This is a genomic window from Bacillus altaicus (assembly GCF_042136375.2).
Classification (GTDB): Bacteria; Bacillota; Bacilli; order Bacillales; family Bacillaceae_G; genus Bacillus_A; species Bacillus_A cereus_U.
Genome location: NZ_CM143394.1, coordinates 3,377,315 through 3,398,422, shown reverse-complemented (window position 1 = coordinate 3,398,422; position 21,108 = coordinate 3,377,315). Strand labels below are relative to the sequence as shown.

Sequence of the window (21,108 nt, the reverse complement as noted above, 5' to 3'; positions counted from 1 at the left end):
CTTATTTTACAGTTTCTACTTCATACATTGCTTTTAATGACTTCGATTCTAGAGCTTGTCCCCATGCTTCTTTATATGTGCTACGAGCTGTTTGGAAACGTTCATTTAGCATAGTGACCATACTTGTATCTTGTAGTATTTCTTTTATGTGATCGAAGCCTAATCGTTCTGTCCAATAGGCAGTACGCTCCCCATAAATACCAGTTTCACGATAATATTGCATGTAAGCTGTAGCGATGCGAAGGACATCGTCTTCAGTAGGGACGATCATTACAAAATCAGCTTCACGTACTTCCGTACCACCATTTCCGCCGATATAAAGTTGGAATCCATTTTCAACACACACAACACCGAAATCTTTCGTAAGTACTTCCGCACAGTTACGTGGACAACCCGTTACACCCATTTTCATTTTATGAGGTGTATCTACCATCTCTAATGATTGTTCAAGGAGCATACCAAGTCCTAATGAATCTTTCGTACCGAAACGACAGAAACGAGAACCAACACATGATTTTACATTACGAAGGGATTTTGAATATGCATATCCAGAAGTCATATTTAAGTCGGCCCATACGTTAGGTAAGTCTTGTTTCTTAACACCATATAAGCCGATTCGACTTGCACCTGTAATTTTCACGAGAGGGACGTCATATTTTTTCGCAACTTCAGCAATTTTCATTAAATCATCTGCGGTTGTAACGCCTCCGTACATACGTGGAATAACAGAAAATGTGCCATCATGCTGGATGTTACCATGCATTCTTTCATTAACGTAACGGGATGATTTATCATCTGCATATTCTTCTGGAATCGTCATACGTAAATAGTAATTTAAAGCAGGACGACATTTCGAACATCCGTCTTCATGTGCAAAACCAAGAACATTTCGTACTTCTTTTGGTGATTTTAAACCTTTCTCGTGAATTGCCGCTACAACTTCATCACGCGATAAAGTTGTACATCCACACATACCGGCAGATTGCGTTGAGGCATCAAAAGCATCTCCAAGTGTATGAGATAAAATTTGTTCAACAAGTGGACGACATTTACCACAAGAACCTGCGGCTTTCGTGCATCCTTTTACTTCTTCAAAAGTAGTTAACTCTTGTTCTAAAATGGCGTGAACTATTGTGCCTTTCGTAACACCATTACATCCGCAAATAGTGTCATCCGCACTCATAGTAGCAACGTTAAGTTCGCTTTCTTCACCAGCTTTGTGAAGAAGGGAAGCTGCTGTATAGTCTTGTATGTCTTCTTCTTTCTTTAACATGCTAAAGAGGCGTGTGCCATCAGCAGTATCACCATATAAAACGATACCAACGACTTTATTGTCACGAATTAATACTTTTTTATAGGACCGTTTACATTCATCAAAGATTGATATTGCTTTCGTTATATCATCTTCATAAATTTGGCCAGCAGAGAATAAATCACAACCTGCAACTTTCAATTGCGTACCGACGATACTGCCTGTATATCCATCAGTTTGTAAATTCGTTATATGTTTTGCTAGTATTGCACCTTGTTCATAAAGAGGAGCAACAAGTCCATATGCGATACCGTCATGTTCTGCACATTCTCCAACTGCATAAATGGATTCATCATTTGTTTGCATATGGTCGTTGACTACAATACCGCGATTTACAATTAAATTGGTATCTTTTACTATTTGGATATTCGGACGTATTCCGACAGCCATGACGATTAAATCACAATTTACAATTTCACCATCTTCAAACTGAATACCCTCAACATGATCGGTACCAAGAATCTTCACAGTTTTCTTTTCCATGAGAAATTTCATGCCTTGCGCTTCTAAATCTTCACGCAGAAGGGAAGCAGCTTTGGCATCTAATTGTTGCTCCATTAAGTTCGGCATTAAATGAACAACATGGACATCCATTCCTAAGTCAATAAGACCTCTTGCCGCTTCTAAACCAAGTAATCCACCACCAATGACAACGGCCTTTTTCTTATCTTTAGCAGTGTTAATCATAAATTGTGTATCTTCAATTGTTCGAAATCCAGTCACACCAGGAAGGTTGGAACCTTCAACAGGTAATATAAAAGCACTAGATCCCGTTGCGATAATGAGTTTGTCATATGTAAGAGTACGATTTTTTTCTGTGACAATGAATTTTTCTTCTCGGTCAATACTTTGAACTCTCTCGTTTGTATATAAAGTTATTTCATTTTCTTCGTACCAACTATATTCGTTCATAATGATATCTTGCATATTTGTTTTTCCCTGCAGAACATGAGAGAGCATAATGCGATTGTAGTTTGGATGTGGTTCATCTCCAAAAATAGTAATATTATATAAATCACTATCATGTTTTAATATTTCTTCCATACAGCGTATACCAGCCATACCATTCCCGATCATAACTAAACGTTTTTTCATATTCATTTCCCTTTCTATGTGAAAAGTTGAACAAAGAATTATATTTCCATTATAGAAAATTAAAAAAGAGGGAGATGTGATATTTATCACATTTTTATAATGATTCACAAATTGTTAAAATTCGGATTTATGTGAAAGGAGAAGCGAAAGGGAATATGGTTATATGGGTAGAGGGGGAGGGGAAGTGTAAATATTTTTTACACAATGAAAAAGTAGGACATGAGCATTTATACTCATGTCCTGCACTTTATTTATGCTTTTGTAATTGCACGCGGAAATAAAATATTATTTTCTAAATGAATATGCTCAAATAAATCAGATTCAAGAGCTTCAAGGCGCTGGTAAACAAGGCGATAAGTGCCGCAAGCTCCTTCTGGTGGAGTAAAGTCATTTGTCACCTTACGAAGTTCTTTAATAATATTGCCAGCGTGGCTATGTTCATTCTCCAACTCATCTACTACTTTACGTAACTTTGCATAGTTTTCATTAGTTGGATTTTGCTCGAATTCTAAAATTAATGGAAAATCTTCCGTCTCTTCTTTAATTAAATGCTGTTCTAATTCCATCTTAAGTTCATGAAATAGCTTATGAATTTGAGCTAAATGAGGCTGACTTGCCCCATGAACGCGTAATACTTTCGTCACATATGGACTTAACTGTGGCAATTCTTCATTTAAATAGCGATGATGCTTATTTACAACATAATCAATCAATTCTTGATAAGAAGCATTTTTCCAATCAATTTCAGATTCGTTTAATAGTTTCGTTTTATGATAAAGCGTGTTTAATTCTGTGATTACCTCTGTTGCTGATAAATTTCTTTCATTAATTGCATCAATAAGTGGTCTATTTCCACCACAACAAAAATCTATTCTATATGATTTAAAAAGATCACTAGCTTTCGGAAATTGTGTAACAATCTCACCAACAATAGAAGTTTCAGTAAATGTATGTTCCATATGAATGCCTCCATAAAGTTTAAATTTAATATCTAAATCAAGAATAGCGATAAATTAAAATCAATGTGGTGATTTAAATCACTTATTATGTGTCATTTTTGAGAATAATAAAAGGAGTTTTATTTAAGTAAGAGGAAGAATAAGGCGACGTAATATAATAGTGATAAAAAAAGAAGCTTCTATTAAGCTTCTTTTTTTATCACTATTATTCGCATGCCACTCCATCGCCATCTTTATCTAGTTTCCGACTATATCCTGGTTGATCTTTATATAAAGGAGCTTTCCCAGCAGATCTAACTGCGGCACAATTTGCGTAGGATACATTACTAGTATTTCCTGTAGCTGGTTTTGTTTGAGTTTGCTGTGCTTTTTGTTGTTCCTGTTGTACGCGAGCTTGCTCAGCAGCTTGACGTTGTTGTTCTTCTTGTTGTTTGCGAGCTTGTTCAGCAGCTTGACGTTGTTGCTCTTCTTGTTGTTTGCGAGCTTGCTCAGCGGCTTGACGTTGTTGCTCTTCTTGTTGTTTACGGGCCTGTTCTTCAGCTTGACGTTTCTCATCCTCTTGCTTACGAGCTAGTTCCTCAGCTTGACGTTTCTCATCTTCTTGCTTACGAGTTTTTTCGTCCGCTTCTTTCTTTTCTAATTTCTTTTTCTTTTCGTCATCTTTTTTCTCTTCACTATTAGAAGCAACTTGTTTATTCGTTGCTGTCGTTTTTTCAGAAGAAGGACTTGAAGTACCTGATAGCGCAACAAAAATGACAAATAAAACAGCTGTAATTATAAATTGCTTTTTTGCTACACCGGTTTTCTTAATTACAGATAAGATTGCTAGAACAAGGAAAAATATAAATAGAATGAAACTTAAAGTAGAAAAAAATTCTACGACTGGGTGTTCAGATTTTGTTGAGCCAGTCATTATTAATATAATTGAAATCATAAAAAGAATAACAGTAGGACGACCATATTGTTTTGCTTTTCCATTTTTCTTAAAGAATGAAATGATACATAAGATTAAAAGAATAAAAGCTATAAAAAATAAAGCTACACCAATATTACTCAAAACTGCCATTTTCATACCTCCATTTGTAAGATTTTCTCTATTGATTATATAGGGATTTATTGGATGTTACACGGTTTATATTAATTTAGAAAATTTAATATTTTCAATAGACGTATAAACATTTATTTCGTATATAAGGAAAAATAGATATACTTACTATTACATTTTGAAAGAGATTTCATAAATTATAGTATATCGATTGAAAGGAGGAGATTTGAATGGAATTTCAATTATTAGTGAATTGCGTGTTACAAGAAGGGAATGCTTACTTTTTAGTAACAAAAGTAGACGATGTTATTACGTTGAAAGTGCCAATTACAGCAGGAGTAGCAGGTTTATTCTTAGCTTTAGGTGTACCAAGATGTTCTTAATTTAGCTTTTGATAGTAAAAGGATGAGGGACAAGCCTTCCCCTTTTACTATTACATAATTTTTTTATGTAAACTAAATAAGGCTTTTTAAGTTTTTTAATATTATTTTTGCCATAGCACGTTTAAAACGGACATGCATATACTATAATGTTTCATTGGCCTTTGATGATGAACGATAGTTTTAAAAAGTGTATCGAAAGTAGAAGTGATATTCTTTTCAATAATGAAAATAGAAGAGGTGCTAGTATATATGAAAAGACGAACGTATGATATTCCAGTCGTATTACGAAGAGAATGGTTTTTAATAGAATTAGCGCATTTAACAAAAAAATATGGGATTGAAATAGCAACTAGTAAAATAGAAGATGCACCATTTCTAAGAGATCAAGTTACAGAATTCAAAATAGGAGCGGGTTTGCAATACGATAAATATGATGATGAGTACATCATCGAGTTTTAAACAAAGAAGCTGCGTATAAAAGGTTATTAAAGAGACCTTTTATACGCAGTTTTTTCTGTAAAGAGAAAGCTTTATTGAGAAATATTCAAAACGCTTATTGTAAAAAGGAATGAAGAAATGTTGAGAGAATAACGTTTGATAAGAAAGGAATGCGGCTATTAATTTCTTATTATATTGTAACGTAAAAGTAATTGATTAAATGGAATTTAAAACAATTGGTGTTCAACGGAATGGTAGCGTTTTCTTTCAGGAGAAAAAGGGGGATGTTAATGGGAATTATGAAAAGGAGTATCGCATTATTTATTGTACTTTGTTTTATGAGTCCGCTGGTTTTTAGTGCAAATGTACACGCGGAGGTTGTAACAGAGCTTAAGACTGGCTTTCCAGATCAAGAAGTATTTACTCCTGGAGAATGGTTTTTAGGTCAGAAACCTGCTAATTATGATGAGAATAAACCACCAATTCTCTTTGTACAAGGAAGAAATGGTAATGCGGATAGTTGGTATGGAAAGACAGTATATCATGAGGTGAATGATATGTACGATTATGCTTTGAAAGCAGGCTATCAAACTGTATTTATTCAATTATATGATGCCGCGGGGAAAGGATCAGCTAGCCAATGGGACAATGGAAAATTGTTAGCACAAAAGCTTGAAGAGATTTATAATCATTTTGGCAAAAAAGTAAATATTGTAGCTCACAGTAAAGGTGGTATTGATACACAAGCTGCGTTAGTTGGATATGGAGCGAATCGATTTGTTGGAAATGTTATTACGCTTGCCACTCCGCATTACGGATCCAATTTAGCGGATTTATCATATAGTTGGTGGGCAGGATGGCTTGCCTCTATATTAGGTCAAAAAGATGATGGGACATATTCATTGCAAATAGGTGAAATGGCAAAGTTTCGTTCTACAATAGATAATAATCCTGCAGCTAAATTAAACCGTTACTATACGGCTACTGGGACAAGCTGGGGACCTGTTTTTTCAGCACTATCTATGGGTGGGTTGTATTTGTCATCATACGGTTCTAATGATGGATTGGTGAACGAATGGAGTGCTAAGTTACCATATGGAACACATTTATTTACAGATTCACGATTTGATCATGATAATATACGAAAAGGATCAGCCGTTTTCGCACGAATTGAACCATATTTACGGACAGTAAATGTACCAGTACCAGCTTTATTAGCCCCGAGTAATAGTTCAGAGGATAAGATAGAACAATTAAACACAACTTCTAATCAAGCTATTTTAGGAGGAGAGTTGTCACAAAATGAGTGGGTAGGACAAACTGTCGCAGTTGATAAAAAAGCAGAAGGGGTAGTTTCTATTTTAACAGCTTCTTCAGATGTAGAAATACAACTAATATCTCCAAAAGGAAAAGTTTATACAAATAAAGATAGTGCTGTATCTACTGGTGAAGGTGAATCTCTCTTTAAAGGAGCCACTATAAGAACATTTAAATTTGATAAAATGGAAGCAGGAGAATGGCAAGTTAAAATGATGGCGAAGCAGCCGAAAGATGCATATTTAATCGTGACCGATTACAAAAAAGATGCTCCGTTCGTCCTTCAAATGCCGGCAAAGGTTAAAGTCAATAAAGCAGAGTATAAACTCAAAAAATCACCTGCAGCTCCAGAAATGAAAGGCAATCTTTCAGTAACAGTAAGAGTAATTAATAAAGATGGAAAATTAGTTTCTGAATCAAATGAATCGCAAAATATTAATACAACTACATTCACAGGTGCTTTGAAAAATATAGAACAGCCAGGTGTATATAACGTTACAATTGATATGAAAGGGATGAATAAGGAAGGACAACCTTATAATCGTACGATAGTTAAATCGGTTTATGTAGAGAAGTAGGAAAGAAGGAATCTGTTTTAATAAAACAAGTGCCGAATTCTTGTGGTAGAAGTATTCGGTACTTGTTTTGCTTATTAGATTAATAGAACTGTAAAATGAGAGCATACGTTTTATAAGGTAGATGAATAAAAGATCTGAAGATTGTAGGAATCGAAAGGAAACGCTATTTAATAATAAAAAAAGATGCTGAAGTAGCATCTGAATATGAAGGTGAATTATTATTAGTTTAGTTTTGTAACAGTTAATTCAACTGAATTTATACCATTATCACAAGTTACAATACTTTGATGATTAAAACTACTATTATTTCTAAGTTGAAGATTATATGTAATGACTTTTGAAGAAGAAAAAGGCTGAAAACTTAGCAGATAACTCTATCCGAGGTTTTAAAATGTTGAAGTATTTAAACTTTAAGATAGTATATCACCAAAGTAAACAAGAGAAGTATTTAAAGGACAGCATTTTAGTTAAACAGAGAAATGGAAAAAGTGATGACTAAGTTTCCAACTTAGTCATCGCTTTTTATTTATACAATTGAGCAGGAAGAAGGCAAAAAATATCGAATGAATGTAATTATACAGAATTGTTTGTATTTGGTATGAATAGTAGTTAAAGATACGTTAGTTATAGTTCAAACAGTAAGAAAATAGAGATTAAATAATAGAGGGAGCAACTTACATGGAAAATATATTAAAGGTATCCTCAAAATCAAGTCCAAATTCAGTGGCAGGTGCAATAGCCGGTGTACTAAGAGCAAGTGGCAAAGTAGAAATTCAAGTAATTGGAGCGGGTTCTTTAAATCAAGCGATTAAAGCAATTGCGATTGCAAGAGGTTTTGTAGCTCCAAGTGGCATTGACTTGGTTCTTGTTCCAGCGTTTCAAGAGGTTACTATCGATAATCAAGAAAGAACAGCAATCAAATTAATTGTAGGTCCTAGAAGGAGAAGGTCTTAATAGCGAGCATCAATATAAGGGAATTTGAAAAGGCCGATAGAAATCGGCCTTTTCCTTTTTTATTTATAATTAACCATTTTTATCGTATTGTGTAACTCAAAATAGAAATCCTTATAAAGTTAAGAATATGAAAGGGTTCAGCGATTAAGACAGTCACACAAAATATAAGGCATAGATAAATAAATTATTATATGAAATTTATTTTTAATATAAAAAGTGCATAAATGCTTGTTTAACAGTCATTCGTGGCACTTTTGTATTATACAAAATATAAAAGGTCAGAACTGCTCATTCTTCTCCTAAGATTCAACGATATAGGCTTATAAACCATGTAATATCAAGGTTTATAAGCTTTGTTTTTTATCAATGCTCACATTTGGTTCACATTAGAATTTTTCGGTTTTTATTTGATGTTTTCATAGGGGTTTACAATATTCTCAAAGTTTTCTGCAGCTTGTTGTTGCATGTTTTGTGTGTTATGGCTGTACTTGTCTAAAGTCATTTGAATAGAAGAATGACCTAAGCAATCCTGAGCGATTTTAGGGTACTTACCAGCTTGAAGCATGAGTATGCCTTAAGTCGTGAACTTAAAAGATACGCTTGTTGATCTGTAAAAAAAATGCAAATTGATGTAGGTGATTTAACGGGTATTCCAACTGGTTATGACGATTTGAATAGAATGACAGCAGGGTTACAAGAAGGCGATTTAATCATTATCGGTGCCCGTCCTTCGATGGGGAAAGCAGCATTTGTATTAAACGTCGCTTTTCATGGGGCAAGTGCTCATACAGCAACAGGAGTCTTCTCGTTAGAAATGGGGGAAGAACAGTTACTTAAGCGGATGATCTCAAGTACTGGAAATATAGATGTTACGAAATTAAAGAATCCTAAAAAGCTATGTAATTTAAAAGATTGGGAAAAAATTAGTCAGGCAATGGGATTAATAAATGATTTGCCATTAGAAATTTATGATAAAGCAAATGTCACGATGCAAGAGATTTACGCTAAGACTAGGAAGCTAAAGCGTAAGTATCCTGATAAAAAGGTTTTAATCGCAATTGACTATTTGCAGCTTATTGTAGGTGACCCAAAGCACAAAGGAAATCGCATGCAAGAGATTGAAAAGTATTATATATGCTAAATAGATAATTTTGAACCTATTCAGGCAAAGATAGGTTTTATGAAATTTAAATAAAATCCTTATTTGAAAATTAAAGAGCGCCTTTCTCCCAAGGCGCTCTGACCAAAACTAATGTTGAAAAGAGATACCCAAGATATTGTATGTATGTTTTTTAGATAGGTGAAATTTGATAACAAAATCGTTATTTACTAGCAAATGAAAAGAGCACACTAATAAGTATGCTCTTTGAAAGGTTAGATTTCTATGAGTGGAGAGTCTCCATGCAATAACATATGCTTGTCTAGCTTAAATGTGACAAGTTTTTAATAAAAACGCTATTTGATATGTAAAAGTTAGAGCACTTTGGAAAGTGCTCTGTAAAGGCTATTTATTTTAAAAAGAGAGGATAGAAGATATCATATGAGGTTATTTTTAATTGAGTGTGTATCTTTTGCATAAAAAATTGCATTGTGTAGAAATGAGGAAACTAAAAAAGAGCACCATGTACAAGTGCTCTTCAAGATAGGAGGTAACTCTATGAGCTGAGTCTAGGTTAGAAGTATATGGTGTGAAAAAGAAATAAGAACAAAATTTTATAATCAGACTAATAAAAAAGAGTAGCTAGCAAAAGCTAACTACTCCATGTATAAGAAGAATACAATGGTCATTTATATTCCAACTTGGTATATCTATAGCATTAACATATATTTAGCCAGTAAACAAAGCAGTTAGCTACTTAAGCTAACTGCGATGTTCTCAGTACTGTCTTTAAAGGATATGTGATTCGGCACAATTTCATGGGAAAACTAATATGGCTGTTAACATACCTAAAATAAAAGGGAATCAATGTTACGATTCCCTTCGTTCACTATTGCCTCTGTTAGTAAACCAAATGACTGCTCTTGTTGAGCAATCGTATCCTTCTAACTGTTACTCTTCAGGCAGTGAATTAAAATTTGGGAGAGTATTTCTTAGTCCATCAAATACCTGTTGTACTTTGTCAAGTTTCTCTTCGTCTGAGAATCTTGACAAATCATCTACTGAACTAACTCGAATACATAATGGACCAATATTTAACCGAATCAATCCCAACAATACTACCGTAGTCGTACAAGGAATGTTTATACATAGTAAATCACTATCTTCACAAACAGTGCCTTCTGGACATGTAGGGCATTCTTCTGTTTGTTGTATCGCTGCATTTTCCATAGGATCTTCTCTCCTTTCTATAAAGATATTACAAGATATGAAAGAAATACCCTATCTGACATGGACAAGCATCCTTTTTTAGTTAAAGGGGTATTTGGTAGTTTATTAATTCATTCTTTAATTAACATGCAACTGTTAGTTCAATTGAATGTAAAATAATTCATATGTATAAATATATATAAATACGTTTTTAAAAAATAATTCACGAGATAATGATATTACGAAGTGTAGGAGTGAAACCCTCACTTTGGGATGAAAATTAAATTTTATAATGTAAAACCCAAAAATAGAATAGGTTTTTTATCGTATTACTTTACGTTTGAAATGCTCAATTAACATTATATTTACCCTTTTTAGGTTTGCGTTTTCTATGTTTTTCACCTAATGTTCATTGGAAGTTCCATAGTTTTCTTAATTTTTTGGTGCATCAATCTAATAAAAATAAAAGAGCAGCTAGCAATAGCTAACTGCTTAGCCCCAGGGAAGGGAGAGGAGCGATTTGTTAGGTCTAAGGTTGAAATAAGGGTTTTAGATATTAAGACCTAAATATAGTATGGATTTCAATTTAAAAGTTATGCATATAAACTGTATTCGTGCAAAAAATGGTTAACAAACAAAGCAGCTAGCTAATTAAGCCAACTGCAATGTTCTTAGTATTTTCTCTAAAGGATATGTGATTCGCACAATTTCATGGGAAAACTAAAATGGCTGTTAGCTTACCTATAGTATCTACAATTTGTGGAAATTAATTCTTGAATTTTATAATAAAGGATCAATGAAAATAAGATAGCAGACAGTTGGTAAATGAACTGCCTGCTAAATGAACGAACAAATGTGATTTGGAAAGATTGAGCTACATCTGTAATAGCTCATGAGTAGTATAGTTAGAAACTTAAAAGTTTATTCATCGGGTAAAGTGAATTGAAAAACTTCATATTGCACGACAAAGTAGCTAGCTCAATTAGCAAACTACTTGTTGTACAAAAGGAAATTAGGCCCTACAAGTAAATGATATGTAACTTTTAGTTACAGCTATAGTATAAGCAGAATTAAAAATATTATGTGGGAGTGAAAATGAGTTTAATAAAAATCTCATTTTGTAAAGTTCAAATGCATCCAAAAGGAGAATAACCGAAGGATGCATTTGAACAGTAAATTTGTTATTAGAAATTTTGGTCATGTATACACATAACTAATGTTTAGTATGGGTTTAAATATAACAAAGTATGCAAAAGAGCAGCTAGCAAAAGCTAACTGTTCTCTACAAGGAGATACAGAGAAAACTACTTTAAATGAGTTCTGGCTAACAGCCTATCTACATTATTGACGAAATATTGAGTTTTATTCAGGAGGGAGAGAAGTAGGCCATTAACATGAAGATGTGCCAATTCATATCCTGTAAGTACTAAATTAATGACGGGGTAGATTGAGAATGGATGATCCGATTAAGGAGATAGTTGGCGCTTGGTTTGTTGCAGTAGGGACAATTATTGCTGCGATTGGGAGTACACCTTTAAAAAGATTGAACAGCGAATTAAGAAAAGACTTGAACGTATGGGGGAATGTATTACAGGCAACGGGGAATGGTCTGGAAGCTGATGGACAAGGAGAAATATCCCTTGAATTGATTGGGAACGAAATCCAATCAATTGGTAATGTAACGGTTCTAACAGGACTCATTATAGAATTTGAAGATGAAACACAAAAAAAATTAGTGATTGCAGGAAATTGGATACAAGCATTAGGTGGTGTTACATCAATAGGTGGGGAATTAGAGGATAGTTCCAATATAGATGAATCGTATAACATTGTCGGGAATGTGTTACAAGCGACTGGTAATTCATTACAGGCAATAGGTGGAATAGATGAATTGAAAGCTAGTCGGGATAAAGTGGAGGGAATTTCGGAAGGCGATGAGGAGGATGGACAGCTTATAGTGATTACGGGGAGTTGGGTCCAAGCGGTCGGTTCAGTAGTTTCATTAATCGGTCAAATAAGAGAAGAAAGCCAAGAGATAGAGGAAAATAATTCATAGAAAACCTAATAAAATAATCCTTTTCTAATAAGAAAGTTACTAAAATATGAGAAAATGATATAATAATACCAATGAAACATTTAGTCCTACTGGAAGAACCAGCGGACATCAAACTATAAAGAGCATTAGTGATATTGCTCTATAGTTTGGTGTCCGCTTTTTGGTTTTTTTTAACAAAATAGATAAGGGGTGTTTATATATATGATGCAATTAACTTTCTTACCTAAAATTGACCGAAAAGCAGCACAGGTTCGTTTAGAAGAGATTTTAGAAAACGTTCGTATTTACAGACAATTTGGGATGATTAGAAACGAGATGAAGGTCACAGCCTCTGGTGAGGTAAGATATCATGGTCCAACAAACATAATAGGAAAGCCAGCTGAAGATGTTGCTTTAGCAAATGTTGCAATGAGTGAAAGAGAATTGAAATTACAACGTCTATCTTTTCAAATTGATAAAGCATTAAGTCGGTTTAGCAAAAATCAACGAGATATTATTGTAAAGCGATATTTGGAAGATGAGGAAGTCTTTGATTATATGGTTTATAACGATATTGGTATGAGTGCACGTACATATAGAAGAAATAAATCTAATGCTTTTTATAAACTAGCTTTCGCTCTTAGATTAGAAGTATATGAGACAGAAGAGCGGAATGGGAGGAAGGAACTATGAACTTTGTTCAACCTATTCGTGATCCAGAGCAAATACAACAGATTAAAGAATACCTAAAGGAAAACAATGAACGTAATTATATTTTGTTTGTGATGGGAATTAGTTGCGTATAAGTGATATCCTAAAGCTTAAAATAGGCGATTTAAAGGGTAGTCATATTTCAATGAGAGAAAAGAAAACGGGTAAACAGAAACGTATTCAATTGACACCAGCATTAAAAAGAGAATTACGTTGGTACATTGAAGAAAGAGAAGATAATGAGTATTTAATTAAGAGCCGAGAAGGAAAGAATAAACCGATTGGCCGCAGCATGGCATATAAGATACTTAGAAGTACAGCGGCAGAGTTCGGATTAGATGAGATAGGTACACATACATTACGTAAGACATTTGGATATCATATGTACATGCAAACAAAGAATATAGCCTTGTTAATGGAGATATTCAATCATTCATCCGAAAGAGTTACATTAAGATACATAGGTGTGAACCAAGATGCAATGGATAAGGCTATGATTAAATTCAAAATATAGCAAACGTCCTTTTATTTTTTTGTATTTTAATAATTACCCATTTTTTATGAGTTGTGTAACTCAAAAGGGAAAGTCTTATGAAACTATGAATATCAAGGACTTCAGCGATAGGGGCACTTACACAAAATATAAGATATGGGTAAGTGATGGAAGCTTTTTACTATAAAATAATGAGCGAATGATAATGTTAATCCAATGAACCCATTGGCTAATAGGTTAATACGATGTAACGGGAAGGAGATGAAAAAATGAATAATGGTCATTATGAATACAAAAATTCTTTTCATCAGTATTATCCAAACGAGTCTTATCCTTTTGTAATGGACAACAGAAATATAGATATGAGTAGAGGGGTAAGACCACAACAATGGCAACAATGGCAACAGCAGCAACAACCGCAACAGCAGCAACAACCGCAGCAACAGCAACAATATAAGTGTCAATGTGATGGAAACGAAGCTCTTTGTGTTTCAATTCCAGTTCCAATTACAGTTGTTCTTTTGGGAACGAAACTCCAAGTTGAATTACCGTGTATTAGAATAACTTCCGAAGAAGATATTACACCAGTATTGAAAAAGTTGATAAAGTCCCTTGGTGGTTTACTTGGCGGTTCAGGTAGCACTTCGTCTTAAAAATACAACTTTACTTATTTATTCGGATAATACTAGTTTTCGTTTAAGCGAGGCAAAGTAGACTAGAATAACAATAAGCAACTTTTGTGTGATTTGAACTATAAGTTTGCCGTTTTGGCAAGGTTATGGTTCTTTTTAATTGTGGCAAAATAATGCTCTTATTAAAATTTTCGGCCAACTTATGAGTAAAGTGACATCATTATTGATTTTAAAAAATAAAAAATCGCCTTATTAAAGGCGATTTATAACTTATTCATTTTGCATTCTTTTGATGATAAATAAATATCTTTTAAAATTAAATGCAATGTTTTACATTAACGTGTTTCTGTATCTTTGTCTTTTTTTCTAAGACCAAATAATCCTACTAGTCCCAATAAACCAAGCCAAGCCCAATTATTATTTTTATCACGATTATCATTTAAATCATTTGTCGTATTTACATTTCGAGTTCTCACATCATTATTAACTCTATTCATGTTATTGTCATTAACTCGAGTTGTAATATTATTATTGTTAACTCTATTCGTATTATATCCATCGTATTCAGCATGGACGTTTGTACCAAAAAACATAATAGTTAGTAATAGGGCACCTAAAATAGATGAAAGTTTTTTCTTCATGGTTTTCCCCTCCTTTCGTATTTAGTAATGTCTCCAGTTCCTTTAGATAATATTCGGTTGAAAATACATAAAACCATTTGAATTGAAATTATGATAGACGTCTTTAATTTTTACTATTAAAAGTACTTATAATAATGGATTAAGTTAATTGAAATAAATTTATTCTTTATAAGAATAAATTTTTGGTAACGGTACATTCTATGAGAGGTAATTACTATATTTGGGTAAGGTGTTCCTTATGAGTTATAAGAACTTATTTTCTTTAATCCAGAACATGGTTAGGAAAATTTTTTCTATAGTAAGTATTGTTGCTAAAAGTCTAATTTCTTTAAGGAGGAATATTTTTATGGGTATTTTAAGTGGAAATCCACAAAATGAACCAATGCACTACGGAGAAGTCTTTGGGATTTGGAGTTACCTTGCAGCTGCACAAGGAGCAATTGCTGGATATCAAGTTCTTATTAACCACACAGGAGACGAGGATTTAAAGAAATTTTTAGAAAACCTTGTAGAGAATGATATCCAATCAGAAGTTGAAGAATTAAAAAATATATTAAAATTGAATGGAGTTGCATTACCACCAGCACCTCCAGAAAGACCAGTTGCATCTATTGAAACGATTCCTCCTGGTGCTCGTATTAATGATGCGGAAATTGCAGCTAAAGTTTCTATGGATCTTGCTGCTGGATTAGTAGCATGTAGTCAAGCTATGGGACAATCTCTTCGAGAAGATGTTGGAATGATGTTTGGTCAATTTCATATGAAAAAAGCACAAGCTGGAGCTATATTACTTCGTCTGAATAAGAAAAAAGGTTGGATTATTCCGCCTCCATTACATGTTCTACAATCAGATCAAGCATAATACTTAAATAAAATTCAATTTGTTCTTTAGTGAACACAGTTTAATTAAAGGACTATTTTTCGCTCATATTTTGCTCACAAATGCTATAAAAATACGTGAGAAAATATGAAGTGAATTTTCATAACGAAATATAGCGCAATAAATAAAAAGTGCTATAAACGCTTATTTAATGGGCGTTTATAGCACTTTTATATTTTTGTGTTATACAAAATAAACAACCTTAAAACTGCTCATTCTTCTCCCAAGATTCTACAATATAATGCGCAATCGTAGGATTAAATCCTTTACCAACTAAAAACATAATCGCAGCAACTTCTGTTAAAGCATGTTTGTGTGATGTATGTTTCGCTTCATTTAAACCGTAATCTACCCAAGGCTTTACGAAATCAAGTACAGGTTTCTTTAAAGGTAAAAACTGTGTACCGACAACTTGTTGAATTTGTTGTTGTGTTGGTTCTGTAATAGGTCCTGGTGGTAAAATTTGTGGCTGTGTAATATCGAATGTTGGACCAGGCGGTAAAATTTGTGGTTGCGTCGGATCGATAGTTGGTGGTGCAGGTGGTGAGACACGTGCGTCGTAGCTTGGTTGATACATTTGTTGTTGGTATTGCGGTTGTTGTGGCTGAGTTGTGTATGGATTTTGTTGATATTGTTGTTCTTGGGTGCGCTGCGGTACATATGGATTTTGTTGTTCTTGAGTGTACTGAGTTGTGTATGGATTTTGCTGATATTGTTGTTCTTGAGTTGGTGGTGCTGCATATGGATTTTGAGGATATTCATAATTTGGACGTGTGTCATATGGATTTTGTTGATATTCAGTTTCTTGAGTTTGCGGTGTTGCGTATGGATTTTGTTCGTATTGAGGCTCTTGATGTTGTGTCTCTTCCTCCCCATACTGTTCAGCATATCTTTGTTCCTGATGTTGAGGGGAAAAAGGTTGTTGTGGGTAAGGCGGTTGATTATTATAGAACATGTTTATTCCTCCTTCATAATGATGCCTACCACCTAGTGTATGGGCAGACAAGAAAATATGTGATGAAAAAATGCGGGCGTGTTACAATAAGTAACTGGGTGAAGATAAAATGATAAAACAAGAAAAAATTCAAAAAACAATAACTTTCGTAAAGCATATTTTAGAAAAAGATGCGAGTGGGCATGATTGGTATCATATTGAACGCGTACATAAATTGGCGATTTCTTTATCTGAGCAAGAAGGGGGAAATCGTTTTATAATTGAAATGGCAGCATTACTTCACGATGTAGCAGATGAGAAGTTAAATGAGAGTGAAGAAGCAGGAATGAAAAAAGTTTCTGATTGGTTAGAAGAGTTACGTGTTGAAGAAGAGGAAAGTAAACATGTTCTTCATATCATCGCCAATATGTCTTATAAGGGTGGTCATGGTGGCACAGTTGAGTCACTTGAAGGTAGAATTGTTCAAGATGCGGATCGTTTAGATGCTCTTGGTGCGATTGGAATAGCTCGTACATTTGCATACGGAGGAGCGAAAGGGAGATTAATGTATGATCCAACGATCTCTCCTAGAGAAGTGATGACGAAAGATGAATATAGAAAAAATAATGATCCATCTTTAAATCATTTTTATGAAAAACTTTTAAAACTAAAAGATTTAATGAACACGAACGCTGCAAAACAAGAGGCTGAAGTTCGTCATCGTTATATGGAAGAGTTTATTGAACAATTTATGAAAGAGTGGAATGCACAAATATGAAAATGTTAACTGTGGAAAACTTATCGAAATCATATGGAGAAAAACCGTTATTTGATGGATTATCATGTAGTATTACAGAAGGACAACGTGTCGGAATTATTGGTGTAAACGGTACTGGTAAATCGACATTATTAAAAATTATTGCAGGATTAGAAACTCCTGATATAGGTGATATGACGCATTCACGTGGTTATACAATTAGTTATTTATCACAGCAACCAGAGTTTGATGAAAAACTAACAGTATTAGAGCAAGTGTTCCATGGTGATACACCTTTAATTCGTCTTCTTCGTGATTATGAACAGTCGTTATTAAATATCGAAAAAGATCCAAGTAATGAAAAAGTACAGGAACAATTATTTGCCGTACAGCAACGTATGGATGCAATGAGTGCATGGGAAGCAAATGCAAATGCGAAATCTCTTTTAACGAAATTAGGAATTACAGATTTTACTGCAACTGTTGGGAATTTATCTGGTGGACAGAAAAAACGTATCGCAATGGCACAATGTTTTATTGAAACACCTGATCTATTAATTTTAGACGAGCCTACGAACCATCTTGACCATGAGACAGTTGAATGGTTGGAAGAATATTTAGCAAGATATACAGGTGCGGTATTACTTGTAACCCATGATCGTTATTTCTTAGATCGTGTAGCAAACCGTATTTTTGAATTAGACAATGGTAAACTATATAGCTACGAAGGAAACTATAGTACATTTTTAGAAGCGAAAGCACTTCGTGAAGAGCAAGAATCGGCACAAGAATCAAAACGCCAAAATTTATATCGTCGTGAACTTGCTTGGATTCGTCGTGGTGCAAAAGCTCGCTCTACGAAACAAAAGGCGCGTATTCAGCGTTTTGATGAGCTGAAGGGACAAGAAGGACCAGCAGCGAAGCAATCAGTTGATATAGCACTAAGTGGAAGTCGTTTAGGAAAGAAAGTACTTGAATTAAAAGATGTAACGAAAAAATTTGGTGATAAAACAGTATTACATAACTTTAATCATATTGTGAAGCCTGGTGATCGTATCGGAATCATCGGAGCAAATGGAAGCGGAAAATCATCACTATTAAATATGCTTGCAGGAAAATTCTCTCCTGATAGTGGTGAAATTGAAGTAGGACAAACTGTAAAAGTTGCTTATTATACGCAAGAAAATGAAGAGATGAATTTAAACCAGCGTATGATTGAATACATTAAAGAAATTGCGGAAGTTATTCATACGACAGATGGAAAAGTAATTGGCGCATCTCAAATGCTAGAACGTTTCTTATTCCTACCGCATTCACATGGAACAACGCTTGGTAAACTATCAGGTGGCGAAAGAAGACGTTTATATTTATTGCGTATTTTAATGGGAGAACCAAACGTACTATTACTTGATGAGCCTACGAATGATTTAGACACACAAACATTAACAGTGCTGGAAGATTATTTAGAAGATTTCCCAGGTGTCGTTTTAACTGTATCGCATGACCGTTACTTCTTAGATAAAGTAGTAGATGAATTGTTCATCTTTAGTGGCGAGGGCGAAGTGCGTGAATTCCTAGGTAGTTATACGGACTATTTAGAAATGGAAAAGACGAAAGAACTTATTGAGAAGGCGGAAGTTCAAAAAGAGAAAAAAGTAGTAGAAGAAGCTCCAAAACAACAACGTAAACGTAAACTTTCATACAATGAGCAGCGTGAATGGGAAACAATTGAAGATACAATTGCTGAACTAGAAGAGAAAATTGAGTCAATTGGAGAAGAACTTGCGAAAGTTGGATCTGACTTCACAAAGGCACAAGAATTATCTGAAGCAGGGCAGAAGATAGAAGAAGAGCTAGAAAAAACGATGGAACGATGGAGCGAGTTATCTGACATCGTTGAAGGTTTAAAATAAAAACAAGCTGCATATATTGAAATGTAAAGAGAAAAACTTTACACTATTGGTAGAACCTATTTTAGGAGGGAAAAAATGAGAACATCTAATCCAATGTTGAAAAAAGAGGCATTCCGTAAAGAGGGAGCAAATACTTCTGCGATGACTATTGGCGGAACAGTAGGCAAAACGTTTATCATGCTTATCTTGCTGCTTGCAACGTCTGTCTATTCATACATACAGATGACGCAAGGTACGATGAAAATGCCAGTATTAATTGGTGCTTTAGTTATTGCGGCAATCGTTGCATTTGCATCTATCTTCTTCCCGCGTATATCACCAATTGGTGCACCGATTTATGCAGCGGTAGAAGGGGTTGTATTAGGAAGTATTTCAGCGATTTATACAATGAAATTTGGCGATACTATCGTTTTAAACGCTGTCTTACTAACAATTTCAATTCTATTTGCAATGTTAGTGTTGTATGCAACGCGCGTAGTAAAAGTAACTGATAAATTCCGTACGGGTGTAATAGCAGCGACAATGGGAATTATGGTTATGTATTTAATCGTATTCTTACTAAACATGTTCGGTGTTACTGTTCCATATATTCACCAAGGTGGAACAATCGGTATGATTATTAGTGCAGTTATTATTGTAGTTGCTGCATTAAATCTATTACTAGATTTCGATCTAATCGAAAACGGTGCACGTAGCCAAGCTCCAAAATATATGGAGTGGTACGGTGCAATGGGTCTAATGATGACTCTAGTATGGCTATACTTAGAAATTCTTCGTTTTGTTTCTTACTTTACGAAAAATGACTAATAAAAAATCCTGCATGAAATGTGCAGGTTTTTTTGTTTTCAAAGATAAATTGAAAATATGGATGTTGGCGACTTGAATTGAAGGGGGATGGAATATGATGAAAGAGAAAAAAGGGAGTATGAAAAAACTATTTTCTAAAAGTTTTTTCATAGAACTAGATGACTCTTTAACATATCCATCAGCAGAAGTCATTCGTTCAGCTATTGAAAGCTATGCGGCTGAATGTAATGAACACTTAAAATTTGAGAGTAAAGTTAAACCGATTATTTTCAACTTAGAAAATGTAATGTACCGCGCTGAAATAAAGATGGCTCGCGGGGGATATTACATATCTTGCAGTAAAGTATAATATTTTTGGAAACCTTACATGTTTAAACTATGTAGGGTTTCTTTTTTAGTTTTGTAAGATATAAAGTAAGACTTTTTATTTACAAACATGCTGTTTTGTACTTTTTACCCTTCCAACATTTTTCCTTACAATGAAGAAAAATATGTGAGGTGGTATAACTTATGATGAATCGAGTTGTATTAATCGGTAGATTGACAAAGGAGCCAGAATTATACTACACAAAACAAGGTGTCGCTTATGCACGAATATGTGTTGCGGTGAATAGAGGTTTTCGAAATAGTTTGGGTGAACAACAAGTCGATTTTATAAATTGTGTCGTATGGAGAAAATCGGCTGAAAATGTAACAGAATATTGTACGAAGGGCTCACTTGTTGGGATTACAGGGCGTATTCATACGAATAATTACGATGATGAGAAAGGAAAGAAAATATATAGAACTGAAGTTGTGATTGAGAGTATTACCTTTTTGGAGAGAAGGAGGGAGGGGGCATCGCATAAGAAATAAGGAGTATTAAAATAAAAGAGGGCTTTGTATAATCTGTACCCTTTGTAAAGGACATTTTTAA

19 protein-coding genes and 4 pseudogenes are annotated in these 21,108 nt (G+C 34.2%); 15 read left to right on the top strand and 8 right to left on the bottom strand.

From position 1 onward, the window contains the following. Position 1 precedes the first annotated feature (1 nt). The 3 genes from nirB to ACE38F_RS17600 all read right to left on the bottom strand — a co-directional run bounded on the left by nirB (position 2) and on the right by ACE38F_RS17600 (position 4,432). Positions 2 to 2,407, bottom strand: coding sequence for an NADPH-nitrite reductase large subunit (nirB, locus tag ACE38F_RS17610; RefSeq protein ID WP_375370737.1), 2,406 nt, complete (start codon positions 2,405 to 2,407; stop codon positions 2 to 4). 251 nt (positions 2,408 to 2,658) lie between these two features. Then, positions 2,659 to 3,366 carry an iron-sulfur cluster repair di-iron protein gene (gene ric, locus ACE38F_RS17605; protein WP_375370738.1) on the bottom strand — a complete coding sequence of 236 codons (708 nt, stop codon included), beginning with the start codon at positions 3,364 to 3,366 and terminating at the stop codon, positions 2,659 to 2,661. Positions 3,367 to 3,571: 205 nt separating this feature from the next. Continuing rightward, on the bottom strand, positions 3,572 to 4,432 hold the full coding sequence (locus tag ACE38F_RS17600) for an excalibur calcium-binding domain-containing protein (protein ID WP_375370739.1): 861 nt from the start codon (positions 4,430 to 4,432) through the stop codon (positions 3,572 to 3,574). Between the two features lie 209 nt (positions 4,433 to 4,641). Between ACE38F_RS17600 and exsG the strand changes: the two genes are divergently transcribed. The 3 genes from exsG to ACE38F_RS17585 all read left to right on the top strand — a co-directional run bounded on the left by exsG (position 4,642) and on the right by ACE38F_RS17585 (position 7,127). Beyond that, on the top strand, positions 4,642 to 4,794 hold the full coding sequence (gene exsG / locus ACE38F_RS17595; RefSeq protein ID WP_000395676.1) for an exosporium protein ExsG: 153 nt from the start codon (positions 4,642 to 4,644) through the stop codon (positions 4,792 to 4,794). A 249-nt stretch (positions 4,795 to 5,043) separates the two neighbouring features. Next, positions 5,044 to 5,253, top strand: coding sequence for a hypothetical protein (locus ACE38F_RS17590; protein ID WP_002085943.1), 210 nt, complete (start codon positions 5,044 to 5,046; stop codon positions 5,251 to 5,253). A 263-nt stretch (positions 5,254 to 5,516) separates the two neighbouring features. Continuing rightward, positions 5,517 to 7,127, top strand: coding sequence for an esterase/lipase family protein (locus ACE38F_RS17585; RefSeq protein ID WP_375370740.1), 1,611 nt, complete (start codon positions 5,517 to 5,519; stop codon positions 7,125 to 7,127). A gap of 221 nt (positions 7,128 to 7,348) precedes the next feature. Here the strand turns inward: ACE38F_RS17585 and ACE38F_RS17580 are convergent. Beyond that, positions 7,349 to 7,447, bottom strand: a pseudogene (locus ACE38F_RS17580) (preprotein translocase); the annotation flags it as partial. 358 nt (positions 7,448 to 7,805) lie between these two features. On the opposite strand from ACE38F_RS17580, the gene ACE38F_RS17575 reads away from it, so the two are divergent. Then, positions 7,806 to 8,081 (top strand): stage V sporulation protein S, encoded by a 276-nt coding sequence (locus ACE38F_RS17575; protein ID WP_002035358.1) that lies wholly within the window; start codon positions 7,806 to 7,808, stop codon positions 8,079 to 8,081. Between the two features lie 403 nt (positions 8,082 to 8,484). Here ACE38F_RS17575 and ACE38F_RS17570 read toward each other — a convergent pair. Next, positions 8,485 to 8,668, bottom strand: a pseudogene (locus ACE38F_RS17570) (site-specific integrase); the annotation flags it as partial. On the opposite strand from ACE38F_RS17570, the pseudogene ACE38F_RS17565 reads away from it, so the two are divergent. Further along, a pseudogene (locus ACE38F_RS17565) lies at positions 8,666 to 9,201 on the top strand (DnaB-like helicase C-terminal domain-containing protein); the annotation flags it as partial. The pseudogenes ACE38F_RS17570 and ACE38F_RS17565 sit on opposite strands and share 3 nt — an antisense overlap. Positions 9,202 to 10,131: 930 nt before the next feature. On the opposite strand, the gene ACE38F_RS17560 reads toward ACE38F_RS17565, so the two are convergent. Next, complete coding sequence (locus tag ACE38F_RS17560; protein WP_016104693.1) at positions 10,132 to 10,410, bottom strand: hypothetical protein; 279 nt, start codon at positions 10,408 to 10,410, stop codon at positions 10,132 to 10,134. 1,432 nt (positions 10,411 to 11,842) lie between these two features. On the opposite strand from ACE38F_RS17560, the gene ACE38F_RS17555 reads away from it, so the two are divergent. From ACE38F_RS17555 to ACE38F_RS17540, 4 genes and pseudogenes are all read left to right on the top strand, one after another. Beyond that, positions 11,843 to 12,445 carry a DUF6944 family repetitive protein gene (locus tag ACE38F_RS17555; protein WP_367631562.1) on the top strand — a complete coding sequence of 201 codons (603 nt, stop codon included), beginning with the start codon at positions 11,843 to 11,845 and terminating at the stop codon, positions 12,443 to 12,445. Positions 12,446 to 12,646: 201 nt separating this feature from the next. After that, positions 12,647 to 13,117 carry an ArpU family phage packaging/lysis transcriptional regulator gene (locus ACE38F_RS17550; protein WP_375370741.1) on the top strand — a complete coding sequence of 157 codons (471 nt, stop codon included), beginning with the start codon at positions 12,647 to 12,649 and terminating at the stop codon, positions 13,115 to 13,117. Then, positions 13,114 to 13,649 (top strand): annotated as a pseudogene (locus tag ACE38F_RS17545) (site-specific integrase). Before ACE38F_RS17550 ends, ACE38F_RS17545 begins: the two are co-directional and overlap by 4 nt. Positions 13,650 to 13,897: 248 nt before the next feature. Next, the gene (locus ACE38F_RS17540; protein ID WP_375370742.1) at positions 13,898 to 14,281 is read left to right on the top strand and encodes a hypothetical protein; all 384 of its coding nucleotides are present in this window, start codon (positions 13,898 to 13,900) and stop codon (positions 14,279 to 14,281) included. A gap of 314 nt (positions 14,282 to 14,595) precedes the next feature. On the opposite strand, the gene ACE38F_RS17535 is transcribed toward ACE38F_RS17540, so the two are convergent. Further along, positions 14,596 to 14,901 carry a WGxxGxxG family protein gene (locus tag ACE38F_RS17535; protein WP_375370743.1) on the bottom strand — a complete coding sequence of 102 codons (306 nt, stop codon included), beginning with the start codon at positions 14,899 to 14,901 and terminating at the stop codon, positions 14,596 to 14,598. Between the two features lie 346 nt (positions 14,902 to 15,247). Here ACE38F_RS17535 and ACE38F_RS17530 point away from each other — a divergent pair, with 346 nt between their 5' ends. Then, on the top strand, positions 15,248 to 15,763 hold the full coding sequence (locus ACE38F_RS17530) for a DUF3231 family protein (RefSeq protein WP_000512143.1): 516 nt from the start codon (positions 15,248 to 15,250) through the stop codon (positions 15,761 to 15,763). A 220-nt stretch (positions 15,764 to 15,983) separates the two neighbouring features. On the opposite strand, the gene ACE38F_RS17525 is transcribed toward ACE38F_RS17530, so the two are convergent. Next, complete coding sequence (locus ACE38F_RS17525; protein WP_002202191.1) at positions 15,984 to 16,736, bottom strand: hypothetical protein; 753 nt, start codon at positions 16,734 to 16,736, stop codon at positions 15,984 to 15,986. A 109-nt stretch (positions 16,737 to 16,845) separates the two neighbouring features. Here ACE38F_RS17525 and ACE38F_RS17520 point away from each other — a divergent pair, with 109 nt between their 5' ends. The 5 genes from ACE38F_RS17520 to ACE38F_RS17500 all read left to right on the top strand — a co-directional run bounded on the left by ACE38F_RS17520 (position 16,846) and on the right by ACE38F_RS17500 (position 21,047). Continuing rightward, entirely contained in the window at positions 16,846 to 17,493 is a 648-nt protein-coding gene (locus ACE38F_RS17520; RefSeq protein ID WP_375370744.1) for an HD domain-containing protein, read from the top strand. Beyond that, positions 17,490 to 19,385 carry an ABC-F family ATP-binding cassette domain-containing protein gene (locus tag ACE38F_RS17515; RefSeq protein ID WP_215556176.1) on the top strand — a complete coding sequence of 632 codons (1,896 nt, stop codon included), beginning with the start codon at positions 17,490 to 17,492 and terminating at the stop codon, positions 19,383 to 19,385. Before ACE38F_RS17520 ends, ACE38F_RS17515 begins: the two co-directional genes overlap by 4 nt. Positions 19,386 to 19,460: 75 nt before the next feature. Then, complete coding sequence (locus tag ACE38F_RS17510) at positions 19,461 to 20,192, top strand: Bax inhibitor-1/YccA family protein (protein WP_215556177.1); 732 nt, start codon at positions 19,461 to 19,463, stop codon at positions 20,190 to 20,192. Between the two features lie 94 nt (positions 20,193 to 20,286). Next, positions 20,287 to 20,541 (top strand): DUF4318 domain-containing protein, encoded by a 255-nt coding sequence (locus ACE38F_RS17505; RefSeq protein ID WP_375370745.1) that lies wholly within the window; start codon positions 20,287 to 20,289, stop codon positions 20,539 to 20,541. Between the two features lie 161 nt (positions 20,542 to 20,702). After that, a complete protein-coding gene (locus tag ACE38F_RS17500; protein ID WP_375370746.1) occupies positions 20,703 to 21,047 on the top strand; it encodes a single-stranded DNA-binding protein in 345 nt (114 codons plus the stop codon). Positions 21,048 to 21,108: the final 61 nt, after the last annotated feature.

Coding starts and splice junctions, on each gene's coding strand:
- nirB (WP_375370737.1), bottom strand. CDS start 2,407: ATGAAAAAACGTTTAGTTATGATCGGGAATGGTATGGCTGGTATACGC.
- ric (WP_375370738.1), bottom strand. CDS start 3,366: ATGGAACATACATTTACTGAAACTTCTATTGTTGGTGAGATTGTTACA.
- ACE38F_RS17600 (WP_375370739.1), bottom strand. CDS start 4,432: ATGGCAGTTTTGAGTAATATTGGTGTAGCTTTATTTTTTATAGCTTTT.
- exsG (WP_000395676.1), top strand. CDS start 4,642: ATGGAATTTCAATTATTAGTGAATTGCGTGTTACAAGAAGGGAATGCT.
- ACE38F_RS17590 (WP_002085943.1), top strand. CDS start 5,044: ATGAAAAGACGAACGTATGATATTCCAGTCGTATTACGAAGAGAATGG.
- ACE38F_RS17585 (WP_375370740.1), top strand. CDS start 5,517: ATGTTAATGGGAATTATGAAAAGGAGTATCGCATTATTTATTGTACTT.
- ACE38F_RS17575 (WP_002035358.1), top strand. CDS start 7,806: ATGGAAAATATATTAAAGGTATCCTCAAAATCAAGTCCAAATTCAGTG.
- ACE38F_RS17560 (WP_016104693.1), bottom strand. CDS start 10,410: ATGGAAAATGCAGCGATACAACAAACAGAAGAATGCCCTACATGTCCA.
- ACE38F_RS17555 (WP_367631562.1), top strand. CDS start 11,843: ATGGATGATCCGATTAAGGAGATAGTTGGCGCTTGGTTTGTTGCAGTA.
- ACE38F_RS17550 (WP_375370741.1), top strand. CDS start 12,647: ATGATGCAATTAACTTTCTTACCTAAAATTGACCGAAAAGCAGCACAG.
- ACE38F_RS17540 (WP_375370742.1), top strand. CDS start 13,898: ATGAATAATGGTCATTATGAATACAAAAATTCTTTTCATCAGTATTAT.
- ACE38F_RS17535 (WP_375370743.1), bottom strand. CDS start 14,901: ATGAAGAAAAAACTTTCATCTATTTTAGGTGCCCTATTACTAACTATT.
- ACE38F_RS17530 (WP_000512143.1), top strand. CDS start 15,248: ATGGGTATTTTAAGTGGAAATCCACAAAATGAACCAATGCACTACGGA.
- ACE38F_RS17525 (WP_002202191.1), bottom strand. CDS start 16,736: ATGTTCTATAATAATCAACCGCCTTACCCACAACAACCTTTTTCCCCT.
- ACE38F_RS17520 (WP_375370744.1), top strand. CDS start 16,846: ATGATAAAACAAGAAAAAATTCAAAAAACAATAACTTTCGTAAAGCAT.
- ACE38F_RS17515 (WP_215556176.1), top strand. CDS start 17,490: ATGAAAATGTTAACTGTGGAAAACTTATCGAAATCATATGGAGAAAAA.
- ACE38F_RS17510 (WP_215556177.1), top strand. CDS start 19,461: ATGAGAACATCTAATCCAATGTTGAAAAAAGAGGCATTCCGTAAAGAG.
- ACE38F_RS17505 (WP_375370745.1), top strand. CDS start 20,287: ATGATGAAAGAGAAAAAAGGGAGTATGAAAAAACTATTTTCTAAAAGT.
- ACE38F_RS17500 (WP_375370746.1), top strand. CDS start 20,703: ATGATGAATCGAGTTGTATTAATCGGTAGATTGACAAAGGAGCCAGAA.